Annotated in this window: 15 protein-coding genes; 11 read left to right on the top strand and 4 right to left on the bottom strand. The window is 74.2% G+C overall.

Annotation, left to right across the window (positions count from 1 at the left end; genetic code table 11):
• Positions 1–101: 101 nt before the first annotated feature.
• Positions 102–2,645 (bottom strand): leucine--tRNA ligase, encoded by a 2,544-nt coding sequence (leuS, locus tag JQT67_RS02135; RefSeq protein WP_307864157.1) that lies wholly within the window; start codon positions 2,643–2,645, stop codon positions 102–104.
• A 112-nt stretch (positions 2,646–2,757) separates the two neighbouring features.
• Between leuS and JQT67_RS02140 the strand changes: the two genes are divergently transcribed.
• The 3 genes from JQT67_RS02140 to JQT67_RS02150 all read left to right on the top strand — a co-directional run bounded on the left by JQT67_RS02140 (position 2,758) and on the right by JQT67_RS02150 (position 4,596).
• Positions 2,758–3,237 (top strand): SRPBCC domain-containing protein, encoded by a 480-nt coding sequence (locus JQT67_RS02140; protein ID WP_307864158.1) that lies wholly within the window; start codon positions 2,758–2,760, stop codon positions 3,235–3,237.
• A gap of 73 nt (positions 3,238–3,310) precedes the next feature.
• Complete coding sequence (locus JQT67_RS02145; protein ID WP_208063274.1) at positions 3,311–4,258, top strand: SRPBCC domain-containing protein; 948 nt, start codon at positions 3,311–3,313, stop codon at positions 4,256–4,258.
• Entirely contained in the window at positions 4,255–4,596 is a 342-nt protein-coding gene (locus JQT67_RS02150) for a metalloregulator ArsR/SmtB family transcription factor (RefSeq protein WP_021011351.1), read from the top strand. Before JQT67_RS02145 ends, JQT67_RS02150 begins: the two co-directional genes overlap by 4 nt.
• An 18-nt stretch (positions 4,597–4,614) precedes the next feature.
• Here the strand turns inward: JQT67_RS02150 and JQT67_RS02155 are convergent, their stop codons facing one another.
• Complete coding sequence (locus JQT67_RS02155; protein ID WP_208063275.1) at positions 4,615–5,904, bottom strand: anthranilate synthase component I family protein; 1,290 nt, start codon at positions 5,902–5,904, stop codon at positions 4,615–4,617.
• Between the two features lie 12 nt (positions 5,905–5,916).
• Here JQT67_RS02155 and JQT67_RS02160 point away from each other — a divergent pair, with 12 nt between their 5' ends.
• Together JQT67_RS02160 and JQT67_RS02165 are read left to right on the top strand one after the other, a co-directional pair.
• Positions 5,917–6,693 carry an aminotransferase class IV gene (locus JQT67_RS02160; RefSeq protein ID WP_208063276.1) on the top strand — a complete coding sequence of 259 codons (777 nt, stop codon included), beginning with the start codon at positions 5,917–5,919 and terminating at the stop codon, positions 6,691–6,693.
• Complete coding sequence (locus tag JQT67_RS02165; RefSeq protein WP_307864159.1) at positions 6,690–7,412, top strand: DedA family protein; 723 nt, start codon at positions 6,690–6,692, stop codon at positions 7,410–7,412. Before JQT67_RS02160 ends, JQT67_RS02165 begins: the two co-directional genes overlap by 4 nt.
• A gap of 3 nt (positions 7,413–7,415) precedes the next feature.
• Here JQT67_RS02165 and JQT67_RS02170 read toward each other — a convergent pair whose 3' ends face one another.
• On the bottom strand, positions 7,416–8,060 hold the full coding sequence (locus tag JQT67_RS02170; protein ID WP_208063277.1) for a TetR/AcrR family transcriptional regulator: 645 nt from the start codon (positions 8,058–8,060) through the stop codon (positions 7,416–7,418).
• Between the two features lie 49 nt (positions 8,061–8,109).
• Here JQT67_RS02170 and JQT67_RS02175 point away from each other — a divergent pair, with 49 nt between their 5' ends.
• The 4 genes from JQT67_RS02175 to JQT67_RS02190 all read left to right on the top strand — a co-directional run bounded on the left by JQT67_RS02175 (position 8,110) and on the right by JQT67_RS02190 (position 10,913).
• On the top strand, positions 8,110–8,802 hold the full coding sequence (locus tag JQT67_RS02175; RefSeq protein ID WP_208063278.1) for an SOS response-associated peptidase: 693 nt from the start codon (positions 8,110–8,112) through the stop codon (positions 8,800–8,802).
• A gap of 35 nt (positions 8,803–8,837) precedes the next feature.
• On the top strand, positions 8,838–9,875 hold the full coding sequence (locus JQT67_RS02180) for an App1 family protein (protein ID WP_208063279.1): 1,038 nt from the start codon (positions 8,838–8,840) through the stop codon (positions 9,873–9,875).
• Complete coding sequence (locus tag JQT67_RS02185; RefSeq protein WP_208063280.1) at positions 9,872–10,306, top strand: NUDIX domain-containing protein; 435 nt, start codon at positions 9,872–9,874, stop codon at positions 10,304–10,306. Before JQT67_RS02180 ends, JQT67_RS02185 begins: the two co-directional genes overlap by 4 nt.
• Positions 10,307–10,415: 109 nt before the next feature.
• Positions 10,416–10,913, top strand: coding sequence for a hypothetical protein (locus tag JQT67_RS02190; protein ID WP_208063281.1), 498 nt, complete (start codon positions 10,416–10,418; stop codon positions 10,911–10,913).
• Here the strand turns inward: JQT67_RS02190 and JQT67_RS02195 are convergent.
• Positions 10,910–11,524, bottom strand: coding sequence for a hypothetical protein (locus JQT67_RS02195; protein ID WP_208063282.1), 615 nt, complete (start codon positions 11,522–11,524; stop codon positions 10,910–10,912). The genes JQT67_RS02190 and JQT67_RS02195 overlap by 4 nt on opposite strands.
• A 40-nt stretch (positions 11,525–11,564) precedes the next feature.
• On the opposite strand from JQT67_RS02195, the gene JQT67_RS02200 reads away from it, so the two are divergent.
• Together JQT67_RS02200 and JQT67_RS02205 are read left to right on the top strand one after the other, a co-directional pair.
• Positions 11,565–12,449, top strand: a complete 885-nt coding sequence (locus JQT67_RS02200; RefSeq protein WP_208063283.1) for an acyl-CoA thioesterase II — start codon at positions 11,565–11,567, stop codon at positions 12,447–12,449.
• Positions 12,449–13,024, top strand: a complete 576-nt coding sequence (locus tag JQT67_RS02205) for a GNAT family N-acetyltransferase (protein WP_208063284.1) — start codon at positions 12,449–12,451, stop codon at positions 13,022–13,024. The genes JQT67_RS02200 and JQT67_RS02205 overlap by 1 nt, the downstream gene beginning before the upstream one ends.
• The last annotated feature ends 49 nt before the right edge of the window (positions 13,025–13,073 follow it).

Consider the following 13,073-nt stretch of genomic DNA (forward strand, 5'->3'; position numbering starts at 1 on the left):
TCGGCGCTGGTGCCGGGGCGGGGAGCGTCTGTGGATCAGCGAGGCTTCGACACGGTCAGCGCGCTGCGCGCGCGGACCGGCTCAGCCAGCGGCCGGTCGGGTCAGCCGACGACGAAGTTCACGAGCTTCGGCGCCCGCACGACGACGTGCCGCACGACCCCGTCGCCGATCGAGCGCGCGACGCCCGGCAGCTCCCGGGCGCGGCGCTCGAGCTCGGCATCGGCGATGTCGACGGGCACCTCGGCCCGGTCGCGCACCTTGCCGTTCACCTGCACGATCGCGGTCGTCGACTGCTCGACGAGCAGCGAGCGATCGGGCTTGCGCCATCCCGCGTTCGCGACCGAGGGCTCGTGGCCGAGGTTCGCCCACATGTCCTCCGCCGTGTACGGCGCGAAGAGCGACAGGCCGAGCGCGATCGTCTCGACCGCCTCGCGCACGGCGGGGTCGGCCGCGCCGGCGCCGGAGTCGACGGCCTTGCGCGTCGCGTTCGTGAGCTCCATGAGGCGAGCGACGACGACGTTGAACTTGAGCGACTCGACGAGACCCGGCGCATCCGCCAGGAACCGGTGCGTCTCGCGCCGCAGCCCCCGGTCGCCGCCCTTGGGGTCGGTGCCGCGCTTCGCGAGCGGCTCCTTCGAGAGCCGCCACGCGCGCGCGAGGAACTTCTGCGCGCCCGCGGGGCTCACGTCGCGCCAGTCGATGTCGTCCTCCGGCGGGCCCGCGAAGCTCATCGCGAGCCGCACCGCGTCGACCCCGTGCTTCTCGAGCTCGTCCGAGAGCTCGACGAGGTTGCCCTTCGACTTCGACATCTTGCCGCCGTCGAGGATCACCATGCCCTGGTTGAGCAGCGACTCGAAGGGCTCGGTGAAGGGCACGTGGCCCATGTCGAAGAGCACCTTCGTGATGAAGCGCGCGTAGAGCAGGTGCAGGATCGCGTGCTCGACGCCGCCGACGTAGCGGTCGACGGGCGCCCAGCGCTCGACCTGCTCCTTGTCGAACGGCTGGGTGTCGTCGCTCGGGCTCAGGAACCGCAGGTAGTACCAGGAGGAGTCGACGAACGTGTCCATCGTGTCGGCATCGCGGCGCGCGGGAGTGCCGTCGATCGGCGAGGGCACATTGACCCAGTCCTCGGCGGCGCCGAGCGGGCTCGAGCCCTTCGGCGACAGGTCGAGGCCGTGCGAGTCGGGCAGCGTGACCGGCAGCTGGTCATACGGCACCGGCACCTCCTGCCCGTCGGCCGTGTGGATGATGGGGATGGGCGTGCCCCAGTAGCGCTGGCGGCTCACGAGCCAGTCGCGCAGCCGGAACGACTTCGCCGCGCGGCCGACGCCCTTGCGCTCGAGCAGCTGGATCATGCGGCCGATCGCGTGCTGCTTCGAGAGGCCGTCGAGCTCGCCGGAGTTGATCATGCGGCCCTCGCCGGGCAGCGCGACGCCGGTCGAGGCCGGGTCGAGCGGAGGGAGATCCTCGGGCAGCACCGCGTTGCCGTGCTCGTCGAGCGGGATCGTCGGCATGACGCCCGTGACGGGCGCGAGCGTATCGACGACGACCTTGATCGGCAGGTCGAACGCGCGGGCGAAGTCGAGGTCGCGCTGGTCGTGGGCCGGCACCGCCATGACGGCGCCGTGGCCGTAGTCGGCGAGCACGTAGTCGGCGGCCCACACGGGCATGCGCTCCCCGGTGAGCGGGTGGATCGCGAAGCGGCCGAGGTCGACGCCCGTCTTCGGGCGCTCGGTGCTCTGCCGGTCGATCTCCGTCATCCGCCCGACCGACTCCAGGTAGTCCTGGAACCGCATCCGCACCTCGGGGCTCGCGCCCGCGGCGAGCTCGGCGGCGAGGTCGGAGTCGGGCGCGACGACCATGAACGTCGCGCCGTAGAGCGTGTCGGGGCGCGTCGTGAAGACGGGCACGCGCGAGTGGTGGCCCTCGATCTCGAACTCGACCTCGGCGCCCTCGGAGCGGCCGATCCAGTTGCGCTGCATGCGCAGCACCTTCTCGGGCCAGCGGCCCTCGAGCTGGTTGAGGTCATCGAGCAGCCGGTCGGCGTAGTCGGTGATCTTGAAGTACCACTGGGTGAGCTTCTTCTTGACGACCGGGGTGTCGCAGCGCTCGCACAGCCCGCCGATGACCTGCTCGTTCGCGAGCACGGTCTGGTCCTTCGGGCACCAGTTGACGTTCGAGGGCTTCCGGTAGGCGAGCCCGGCCTTGTACATCTCGAGGAACAGCCACTGGTTCCACTTGTAGTACGAGGGGTCGGAGGTGTGGAGGATGCGGTCCCAGTCGAACGCGGTCGCGTAGAGCCGCATCGAGCGCTTGTGCTGCTCGATGTTGGCCTCGGTCCACTCCTTCGGGTCGGCGCCGCGCTTGATCGCGGCGTTCTCGGCCGGCAGGCCGAACGAGTCCCAGCCGATCGGGTGGAGCACGTTGAAGCCCTGCTGGCGCCAGTAGCGCGCGAGCACGTCGCCGTACGCGTACGACTCGGCGTGCCCCATGTGGAGGTCGCCCGACGGGTAGGGGAACATGTCGAGCACGTACTTGCGCGGCCGGGTGTCGGTCTCGTCGTCGGTCGCGAAGGGGCGCAGCTCGTCCCACACCGGCAGCCATCGCTGCTGGATGCGGGCGAAGTCGTAGGTCTCGTCGGTCACATGGGCTCCTGGGTGTCGTCGGCCGGAGTCGGCACGACGGCTTCCCAGTCTACGGGCGCTCGTGCGGAGGCGCCGCGTGGCACAATCGGGGCAGCCGGAGGGAGGCCCAACGGTGCCGGAGTTCGAGAACCCGCCCGCGACGGTCGATGTGCCAGGCGTGCGCGTGACGCGCATCGTCGCCGTCGACGCGGACCGCGGCACGGTGTGGCGCTGCCTGACCGAGCCCGAGCTGCTCGCGCGCTGGCTCGGCGACATCGCCGCGTTCCCCGACGGCGTCGTCGCCGGGGCGACCGGCCGCTTCGCCTGGACGGGCGAGGTCGTGCTCGCCGCGCGCATCCGCGAGCTCGAGCCCGGCTCGCGCTTCGTCTTCGACTGGGCCGAGGGCATCCTCTCGGACAAGGCGTCGACGGTCGAGATGACGCTCCGCGACGTCGACGGCCAGACGCAGGTGCACCTCGTCGAGTCGGGATTCCCGCTCGAGGGCGACGACGCGTCGAAGCGGGAGTCGCTGCGCGCGCTCGCCGCCGGCTGGACGGTCGAGCTCGACGAGCTCGTGGATCTCGCGGAGCACCTGGAGTCGGCGAGCAACTGATGCAACCCTGTGGTTGCACTTTCTTCCTCGCCGGGCTACCGTGGCCTGCAACCAACCGATTGCAGGAGGAAGCATGCCGCACACGGACCCTGCCGAGCACCGGCACGACGCCCAGGCTGCGATCGACGAGCCGGGCGCGCGCGTGACGCGCACGATCGCCGTCCGCGCGCCGATCGAGGTCGTGTGGGAGTGCCTGACCGACCCCGCCTCGCTCGCCGACTGGTTCGGCGACACCGCTACCTTCCCCGACGGCACCGGCGAGGGCGCCACCGGCTCCTTCGGCTGGAGCGACGCCGACGAGTTCCCCGCCCGCATAGAGCGCGCCGAGGCGCCGCACGTCTGGGCGTTCCGCTGGGGCCGGCGCGGCGAGCCGCTCCGCGACGAGCGCAGCACGCTCGCGACCTTCACCCTCGAGCGCGTCGACGGCGGCACGCGCGTCACCGTGATCGAGACCGGCTTCGAGCGGCTCGGCGACGAGGTCGCCGTGCGCGCGGCGCTCGAGGACAACCGCGAGGGCTGGACCTCCGAGCTCGACGAGCTCATCGCGCTCCTCGCGCGCCGCTGGACGCCCGCCGCCATCGACCCGCTCGCAGGCACGATCACGCGCTCGCTCGACGTCGCCGTTCCCGTCGCGCTCGTGTGGCGCCACCTCACCGACCCCGCCTCGATCGAGGCCTGGTGGGGGCATCCCGCCGTCTTTCCCGGCGGCCTCCGCGAGGGCGTCACCGGCACCTTCGAGCACGAGGGCGAGCGGTGGCCCGTCGCGATCCGCGTGCTGCGGCCCGAGCGCACCTTCGCGTTCCGCTGGGGCGAGATCGGCGAGGCCGAGCCCGGCCCGACCGCGTGCGACGTGCGCTTCGACCTCGAGCCGCTCGGCGACGGCACGCGCGTCACGGTCGTCGAGTCGGGGTGGATGCGCGTGCCCGGCGACGTGCGCGACGACCGGATGCGCGGCAACGCCGGCGGGTGGGAGATGGTGCTCGACGGGCTGCGGCGGCACGTGCTCGAGGCGGCGCGGTGAGCGGATCCGCCCCCGCGCCCACGCAGCAGCTCGCCGCGCTCGCCGACGACACGCGCTGGGCGATCCTCGAGCTGCTCGGCAGCCGCGCGCGATCCGCGAGCGAGCTCGCCGTGGAGCTGCCCGTCTCCCGGCAGGCGATCGCGAAGCACCTCGCGGTGCTCGAGGCGGCGGGCCTCGTCGAGTCGGCGCGCGAGGGCCGCTCGGTGCGGCACCGCGCGATCGGCGCGAGCCTCAGCGCGCTCGCCGACCGGCTCGATGCGATCGGGCGGCAGTGGGAGTCGCGGCTCGAGCGCGTCGCGCGCATGGCCGAGGAGCGCGCGGCGAGCGAGCGCAGCTGAGCCGCGGGCGCGCGATCGTCACGCGGGGACGAGTGACGCGAGCATCGCCGCGGCCTTCACGTGCAGCTCATCGACCTCGAACGCCGGCTCGGAGAGCGCGGTCACGCCCCCGCCGACGCCGATGTGCGCGCCGTCTGCGTCGGCGACGACCGACCGGATGACCATCGCGAGCTGGCACGACTCCCCCGCGACGACCCCGAAGCATCCGCTGTACACGCCCCGCGGCGCGCCCTCGAGGCCCTGCAGCAGCTCGACCGTGCGGCGCTTGGGAGCGCCCGTCATCGAGCCCGCCGGGAAGAGCGCGCGCACCGCGTCGAGCGGGCCGAGGCCCGGCAGCAGCCGCGACCGCACGGTCGAGACGAGCTGGTGCACCGTCGGGTAGGTCTCGACCGCGAGCAGCCCCGCGACCTCGACCGAACCGGGCTCGGAGACGCGCTGCAGGTCGTTGCGGCACAGGTCGACGATCATGACGTTCTCGGCGCGCTCCTTCTCGCTCTCGAAGAGCTCGCGCGCGAGCGCGGCGTCGTCGTCGGCGCCGCGGCGGCGCGTGCCCTTGATGGGGCGAGTGGTCGCGACGCCGCCCTCGACGCGCAGGAAGGTCTCGGGGCTCGCGCTCGAGACGGTGACGCCCCCGATGCGCAGCAGCCCGCCGTGGTGCACGGGGCTCGCGGCCCGCAGCCGCGCGTGCGTCGCGACCATGTCGAGCGGCGGCGCCTCGATCGCGGTCGTGAGGCACAGCACGTACGAGTCGCCGTCGCGGATGTGCTCGCGGCAGCGCTCGACCTTCGCGGCGTAGCCTGCGTCGTCGTCGCGCCAGCGGAGGCTCGACGGGTCGATGCGCGCGTTCGAGGGCACGCGCGGCGCGGGCATCGCCGGGATCGCCCACGGCTCGCCGTCGCGCGACTGCAGCTGCGCCTCGCCGCCCGAGACGACGATCCACCGGTCGAGCAGCAGCCAGGCCGCCTCGGAGAAGCGCCCAGCCGGCGGCTGCAGCCCGAGCATCCGCACGCCGGCCTCGAACCCGAGCCAGCCGACCCACGCGCCGGGCGTCGCGGCGCGCGCGGCCTCGAGCGCCGCGAGCGCGTCGCCGTCCACCGGGCGGCCGTCGAGCGTCGCGCGACCGTCCTCGACGAGCAGCACGTGCCGGCCCGTGCCGATGACGTGGTCGCCGCTCGAGGATGAGTCGAGCCACACGACGTCGCCGCCGGCGGCCTCGAGCGCCGCGAACGCCGACTCGGGCGAGACGTCGACGGGGAGCGACCAGCGAGCGCCGAGGTGCGGCAGCAAGTGCGCAGAGGTCGCTGGCATAGGGTGCATCCTATGAGCGCCGAGCAGCCCGTCCGCGCGTGGTCGGCGGGCGGCTTCGCGCCCGTCGACGAGCCGGTCGGGGCGACGATCGCCGCGGACTCGTGGCTCGTCGCCGACGGCCGCGTGCTCGCGTGGCAGCGGCACCAGCTGCGCTTCGCGGATGCGGTGGCGGAGGTCGGCGGGGATCGGCTCGACGCGATGGCGGCCGTCAGGAGCGCCGTCGAGCTCGCGCCGGGCGAGGGCCGCTGGTCGCCGCGCGTCGACCTCACCCCGGCGGGCATCCGGCTGCGGATGCGCCCGGCCCCCGCGCCGAGCGATCGCGTCGAGGTCGTCACCGCCGCGCGCGACCCGCGGCGCGCGCCGCTGCGAAAGGGTCCCGACCTCGAGGCGCTCCAGGCGCTCCTGGAGGACGAGTCGGCGAGGGCCGGGCGCGAGGTCGAGCCGGTCCTGTGCTCGGACGGCGTCGTCGCCGAGGGCTCGCGGTCGGCGCTCCTGTGGTGGCAGGGCGGCGTCCTGCACGTGCCCGCCCCGCGCATCCCCCACATGGCCTCGGTGACCGCCGCCGTGATCGCCGAGCTCGCCCGCCTCGACGGCATCGAGCTGCGCCAGGTCGCCGCCCGCCCCGACGAGCTCGAGGGCGCCGAGGTGTGGCTCGCGAACGCGCTCCGCGGCATCCGCGGCGTCACGTCGTGGCACGGCGGCCCGGAGCTCGCGACCCCCTCCCGCGTCGACGCGTGGCGCGCGCGCCTCGACGCCCTCCGCGTCCCGGCGACGGCGGCCCGCTCGTGATCGATGACGTCATCGACGTCGTGCTGGAGACCGTCGGATCGATCGACCCGTGGCTGCGCACCCTGCTGGCGTTCATCGCGATGGCGCTCGAGACGAGCGTGCTGCTCGGGCTGCTCGTGCCGGGCGACACCGTCGTCATCATCGCCGCCCTCGCGGTCGAGGAGTGGCCGTGGTGGCTCGCGCTCATCGCCGCGACGGTGCTCGGCGCGATCGCAGGCGAGTCGATCGGCTTCGCGATCGGCCGCTGGCTCGGCCCGCGGATCGATCGCTGGCTCGCGCGCCGCTGGCCGGCGGCGTCGAAGCGCTGGCGCCGCACCGAGCGCTACCTCGCGCGGCGCGGCGGGATCGCCATCTTCCTCTCGCGCTTCCTCCCCGTCGCGCACTCGCTCGTCCCGCTCATCGTCGGCGCCTCCCCCATGCCCTACCGGCGGTTCCTCGCCTGGACCCTCCCCGCGTGCGGGCTCTGGGCGACCGCCTACGCGAGCGCGGGCTGGGCGGCCGGCGGCAGCTACCGCGAGCTCGCCGACGAGCTGCACGGCGCGGGCTACGTGCTCGTCGCCGTGATCGTCGCGTTCGTGCTCGCCGTCTGGGGCGTCAAGCAGCTCGTCTCGCGACTCGAGGCGCGGCACATGCGCGAGGACGACGAGGAGGAGCGCTCGGAGGAGGAGCGATCGGCCCAGGAGCGCTCGGCCCAGGAGCGCTCCGGCGAGGAGCGCTGAGCGCTACGCGCCCTCGGCGAGCTGCGGCAGCGCCGCGACGATGCGCTCGCGCATGACCTGCACGCCGAGCTGCAGGTAGCGCGGGTCGCCGTCGGGGTCGTGCAGGAACGCGTAGGTCACGAGCGCGTCGAGCGCACCGATCGCGAGCTCGAGCGCCTCCCGCTGCTCGTCGTCGAGCTCGATCTCCCAGCGCTCGCGCAAGTGGGCGGCCATGTCGTCGACGAAGGTCGGCGCGACCGGCGGCCGCTCCGACGGCCCGAGGTCGAGCCCCTCGCCGCCGCGCAGCGAGCGGAACGAGGGCACCGTGCGGAAGGTCTCGACCATCGCGTCGACGACCGCCTCGATCGTCGCCATGAGCGAGGGGTGCTCGGCGAGCAGCACGCGCTCGATCGCGAGCCGGATGCGCTCGAGGTTGCGCTCCGCGAGCGCCACGAGCACCGCGACCCGGTCGGGGAAGTAGCGGTAGACGGTGCCGATCGAGGCGCCCGCGCGCTCCGCGACGAGCGCGGTCGTGAGGTGCTCGATGCCGTGGTCGACGACGACCGCCGCCGCGGCGTCGAGGAGCGCCTCGATGCGGAGCGCGGCGCGTGCCTGCACCGGCTCGTGGCGGACCGTGACGGAGGAGCCGCTGGCCTGACGATCGTTCATGGGCCAATGATGACGCACGTCCGCTCCGAGCGGTGCGATCATGTTCGGCATGTGCGGACGCTACGTCATGGCCACGCCCGCGAGCGACCTCGTGGCGCTGTTCGAGATCGACGAGCAGGGCGAGATCCCCGCGGCGAACTGGAACATCCCGCCGACGACGACCGTGCCGATCGTGGTCGAGCCGTCCCCGCGCGACGACTCGCCGCCCATCCGCCGCCTCGAGCCGGCCCGCTGGGGACTCGTGCCGGCGTGGGCCGACGACATCTCGGTCGGCACGCGCGCGTTCAACGCCCGCGCCGAGACCGCGGCCTCGAAGCCGATGTTCCGCGACGCCGTCCGCGAGCGCCGCGCGCTCGTGCCGGCCGACGGCTGGTTCGAGTGGCAGAAGCGCGGCGAGTCGAAGACGCCGTTCTACATCCACGACGACCGCCCCTTGAGCTTCGCGGGCCTCTACGCCTGGTGGAAGCAGCCCGATGGCACGTGGCTGCTCTCGACCACGATCCTCACGACGGCGGCGTCGGGCGCGCTCGCCGACATCCACGAGCGCATGCCGGTCGTCGTCTCCCCCGAGATGCGGGATGCGTGGCTCGACCCCGAGGAGGACGGCGAGGCCGCGCTCGAGGCCGTCGTCGCGGAGGCGGGCGCGGTCGCGGAGTCGCTCGCGATGCACGAGGTGGACCGGCGCGTCGGGAGCGTGCGCGAGGAGGGCCCCTCGCTCATCGAGCCGGCGGCGACTCGGTAGGGTCGATCCCGACGACGACCCGGGAGGAGCCGCCCATGGAAGAGCTGGTGCCGCTCGCCCGCATCCCCGAGCCGATCAAGCACGTCGCGGCGCGCGTCGAGGACTGGGTGCACGAGCACCGCGAGGCCGGGGCGCTGCGCGCGGGTCGCCTGCCCGCGATCGTCACGTACCCCGGCTACGGCGGCGAGGGCTGGGTGCGCGTGCTCGCGCGCGTGCTGCTCGTCGAGCCGGGCGGCGAGCGCGGCGCCCTCTACGAGAACGTGCGGGGCTGGCGCTCCTTCACATCGCTCGCGCTCAACGACATCGACGTGATGATCGAGGCGGGCGGCGAGCGCCACGTCGTGACGGCGGATCGCGGCGGCCTCGTCGATGCCCGCGTGCCGATGCGGCTCGAGCCCGGCTGGCGCGAGGTGACCGTCTCGGTCGCGGGCAGCGCGCCCGTCACCGCTCCCGTGTTCGTGGTCGACCCGGCGACGCGCTTCGGGGTCGTGAGCGACATCGACGACACCGTGATGGTGACGTCGCTCCCGCGGCCGCTGCTCGCAGCGTGGAACGCCTTCGTGCTCGACGAGCACGCGCGCTCCCCCGTGCCCGGCATGGCCGTGCTCTACGAGCGCATCGCGCAGCGGCATCCCGAGAGCCCGTTCATCTACCTCTCGACCGGCGCGTGGAACGCGGCGCCGGCGCTCACGCGCTTCCTCTCCCGCAACCTCTACCCCGCCGGCAGCATGCTGCTGACCGATTGGGGCCCGACGCCCGACCGCTTCTTCCGCTCGGGCAAGGAGCACAAGCGCGCGCAGCTGCGCCGCCTCGCGCGCGAGCTGCCGCACGTGCGGTGGCTGCTCGTCGGCGACGACGGCCAGCACGACGAGGAGCTCTACGGCGAGTTCGCGAGCGCCCACCCCGAGCACGTCCGCGCGGTCGCGATCCGCGAGCTCTCAGCGCAGGAGGCGGTGCTCGCCGGTGGCCGCAAGCACGCCGACACGCGCTCGATGCACCCGTGGGTGTGGTCGTCGAACGGCGGCGGTCTCGCGCAGGAGCTCGGCGCCATCCCCGAGCTCGACATCCTGTGACCGCGGCGCCGCCCGACCGCATCCGCGCGATCGCGATCGCGGTCGTGCGCGATGCTGCCGGGCGCCTGCTCGTGACGAGCACGGTCGATCCCGTCACGGGTCGCACGCTCGCGCGGCCGCCCGGCGGCGGCATCGAGCCGGGCGAGCTCGCCGCCGAGACGATCGTGCGCGAGCTCGACGAGGAGCTCGGCCTCGCGGTCGAGGCTCCGCGGCTGCTCGGCGTGCTCGAGAGCGTCCTCGAGTTCGCCGGCCGCACCCTGCACGAGCACGTCTTCGTCCTCGAGATCGACCTGGCGGCGGATGCGGTGCTCCCCTCGGTCACGGACGCGGGCCACCCGGTGTGGTGGCTCCCCGTCGAGCGCTTCCGCGACCCGGAGCTCGACCTCGTCCCCGCGGGGCTGCTCGAGCTCCTCGACGACGCCGGCGCCTGAGCCAGGGCGGCGAGCGCCGTCGGCAGGGTACGGTGACCGCAGGGCGACGACGCACCGACCGACGACCGGGGCTCCGCTCTCCACCGACCCTCGAGCACCGGAGCCGCCGATGACCGATCACGAGCAGCCCAGCGCTCCGACTCCGGTCGTGCACGTGCCGTGGCGACGCGTCGCTCGCTTCACCGCGGTCGCCTCGGGCGCGCTCATCGTCGCCGCGATCGCCGCGATGCTCCTCGGGGCGGTCGTGCTGGGCCAGCGGACGATCCTCGCCATGCCGTCGCTCGTCATGCTGGCGCTCGGTCTCGGCGGGCTCCTGGCGGTCGCCGCGACGACATCGGCGCTGCGTCGCGTCGAGCGCGTCGGCGTCGACCCGCAGCGCGAGCTCGAGCGGCGGCCCGAGCTGGCGGCGGGATTCGCCGGGGCGACGGGGCTGCTCGCGCTGGCCCTCGCCGGCATGGCCTTCGGCACGGCGATGGTCGCGCTGACGGGCAACCCGCGCTCCGCGCTCCCGCTCGCGCTCGGGGCGGCAGCGGCGCTCGGGGCGCTCATGCTGCTGCGACGGGCGACGCGCTCGCTGCGCGCCGCGTCGACCGCAGCGCTCGGCTAGCGGGCGAGCACCTCGCCGGCGCGCCCCGAAGCGCGCATCCAGCCGCCGGCCGCGGTGACGCGCACCGGCGCATGGCCGAGGAAGCGCATCGCGACGAGCGCGGCCGCCTGGCCCGCGGTGAGCCCGCTCGCATCGACCTGCCGTGCCCACACCGCGCGCTCCGCGCGTCGTCGCACCGCCTCGCCGGGCGATGCGGGCAGCGCCGCCTCCACGTCGGAGGCCGCCTGGACCGCGAGGGCGCGGATCGCCTCAGGCGAGACGTCGCCCGCGTGCGCCCAGCCCGACCGCGGCGGCGAGACCGCGGCCCACGCGGGCCGCGTCACCGCGTCCGGGATCTCCACGTCCGCACCGTCGCGCAGCGCATCCCGCAGCGCCGGCAGCGCCACGACGCCGTCGAAGCGCGCCGGCTCGCGCATGCGCGACGCGCGCGCGACGAGGATCGTGGGGCCCGAGTCGAGCAGCCCGGCGGCCGCCGCCATGGGGGTCGTGAGCAGCGCGACCTCGCCGTCGGCGACGAGCCGCACCGTGCCGTCGCCGAAGACCGCGGCGCGGTCGAGCAGCAGGACGAGGTCGGCGCGCGCCCGTTCGTCGAGGGCGAGGATGCGGTGCATGCGCTCCCTAGACTAGGCGCCAGACCGCGAGAGGAACCGAATGAGCGAGCGCATCCGCATCCTGCTGGAGACCCTGGACCTCGTCGACACCGGCGCTCGCACGGATGAGGACATCTTCACCGGCACGAGCCACCCGATGCCGCTCGGTCGCGTGTTCGGCGGCCAGGTGATGGCGCAGGCCGTGGTCTCGGCGCAGCGGACGATCGCCGCGGATCGGCACATCCACTCGGTGCACGGCTACTTCGTGCGGCCGGGCGACGTCGAGCTGCCCATCACGTTCGCGGTCGACCGCATCCACGACGGCCGCTCCTTCTCGACGCGGCGCGTGCAGGCCTACCAGCACGGGCTGCCGATCATGTCGATGATCTCCTCCTTCCAGGACGTCGACCCGGGCCCGAGCTCGCAGCACCCGATGCCGCAGGGCTTGCCGTCGCCCGAGGAGCTCCCCTCGTCGGACGACGTGCTCGCGCCCTTCGCCGAGCACCCCTCGGCGCGCGCGGTCATCGCGCGGCCGTTCGACATCCGCCACGTCGAGGGCCCCGTCTACGTGCCCGACCCCTCGCGCCCCCGGCACGGCAAGCAGCACGTGTGGATCAAGGCGAAGGACCGCCTGCCCGATGACGACGCGCTGCACCGCGCGGCGCTCGCCTACCTCTCGGACTACGCGATCCTCGAGCCGATCGTGCGGATGCACGGCGCGGCATGGTCGACGCCGGGCCTCAAGGCCGCGAGCCTCGACCACGCCGTGTGGTGGCACCGTCGCGCGCGCGTCGACGAGTGGCTGCTGCTCGAGCTCGAGACGAGCTCGTCCGGCGGCGGCCGGGGGCTCGGGCACGGCCACGTCTACAAGGCCGACGGCACGCACGTCGCGACGATCGCGCAGGAGGGCATGGTGCGCGTGCCGGCCGAGGAGCAGCAGGACTGATGCCGGTGCAGCCGATCGCGCCCGCCGAGGCGATGCGCACGCTCCGCGCGGCGCTGCCGCTGCGCACCGAGCGGCTCGTGCTGCGCACCCTCTCCCCCGACGACCTCGAGGCCGTGCGCGGCTACCGCAACGCTCCGGGCCAGCGCCGCTGGACCTACAACCGCGACCAGACCGAGGCCGAGCTCATGGCGTGGACGGCGGGCGGCGCGCCCGTCTTCCTGCGCGACGGCGACGCGGCGCAGCTCGGCATCGAGCAGGGCGGCGCGCTCGTCGGCGACCTCATGCTCCGCATCACGAGCCTCGGCAGCCGGCAGGCCGAGCTCGGCTGGATGATCGCGGCGGAGCACCAGGGCAGGGGCATCGCGACCGAGGCCGCGCGCGCGGCGCTCGAGCTCGCGTTCGCGATGGGTGCGCATCGCGTCATCGCGCACCTCGACGAGCAGAACGTCGGCTCTCGCAAGGTCGCGGAGCGGCTCGGTATGCAGCTCGAGGCTCGACTCGTCGACGACGAGGTCAACCCGGCGACGGGCGAGCTCGGCACGTCGCTCATCTTCGCGGTGCGGCGGCCGGGGTAGGCGTGCAGGTGAGGCGGAGGCCCGAGAGGGCCTCCGCCTCCAGCTCCAG

It is taken from the genome of Agrococcus sp. TF02-05, assembly GCF_017565345.1.
GTDB lineage: Bacteria > Actinomycetota > Actinomycetes > Actinomycetales > Microbacteriaceae > Agrococcus > Agrococcus pavilionensis.

What these genes read in the sequence shown, in the direction of transcription:
- JQT67_RS02145 (WP_208063274.1), top strand. Translation starts at nt 3,311, where the DNA reads ATGCCGCACACGGACCCTGCCGAGCACCGGCACGACGCCCAGGCTGCG.
- JQT67_RS02155 (WP_208063275.1), bottom strand. Translation starts at nt 5,904, where the DNA reads ATGCCAGCGACCTCTGCGCACTTGCTGCCGCACCTCGGCGCTCGCTGG.
- JQT67_RS02160 (WP_208063276.1), top strand. Translation starts at nt 5,917, where the DNA reads ATGAGCGCCGAGCAGCCCGTCCGCGCGTGGTCGGCGGGCGGCTTCGCG.
- JQT67_RS02170 (WP_208063277.1), bottom strand. Translation starts at nt 8,060, where the DNA reads ATGAACGATCGTCAGGCCAGCGGCTCCTCCGTCACGGTCCGCCACGAG.
- JQT67_RS02175 (WP_208063278.1), top strand. Translation starts at nt 8,110, where the DNA reads ATGTGCGGACGCTACGTCATGGCCACGCCCGCGAGCGACCTCGTGGCG.
- JQT67_RS02180 (WP_208063279.1), top strand. Translation starts at nt 8,838, where the DNA reads ATGGAAGAGCTGGTGCCGCTCGCCCGCATCCCCGAGCCGATCAAGCAC.
- JQT67_RS02190 (WP_208063281.1), top strand. Translation starts at nt 10,416, where the DNA reads ATGACCGATCACGAGCAGCCCAGCGCTCCGACTCCGGTCGTGCACGTG.
- JQT67_RS02195 (WP_208063282.1), bottom strand. Translation starts at nt 11,524, where the DNA reads ATGCACCGCATCCTCGCCCTCGACGAACGGGCGCGCGCCGACCTCGTC.
- JQT67_RS02200 (WP_208063283.1), top strand. Translation starts at nt 11,565, where the DNA reads ATGAGCGAGCGCATCCGCATCCTGCTGGAGACCCTGGACCTCGTCGAC.
- JQT67_RS02205 (WP_208063284.1), top strand. Translation starts at nt 12,449, where the DNA reads ATGCCGGTGCAGCCGATCGCGCCCGCCGAGGCGATGCGCACGCTCCGC.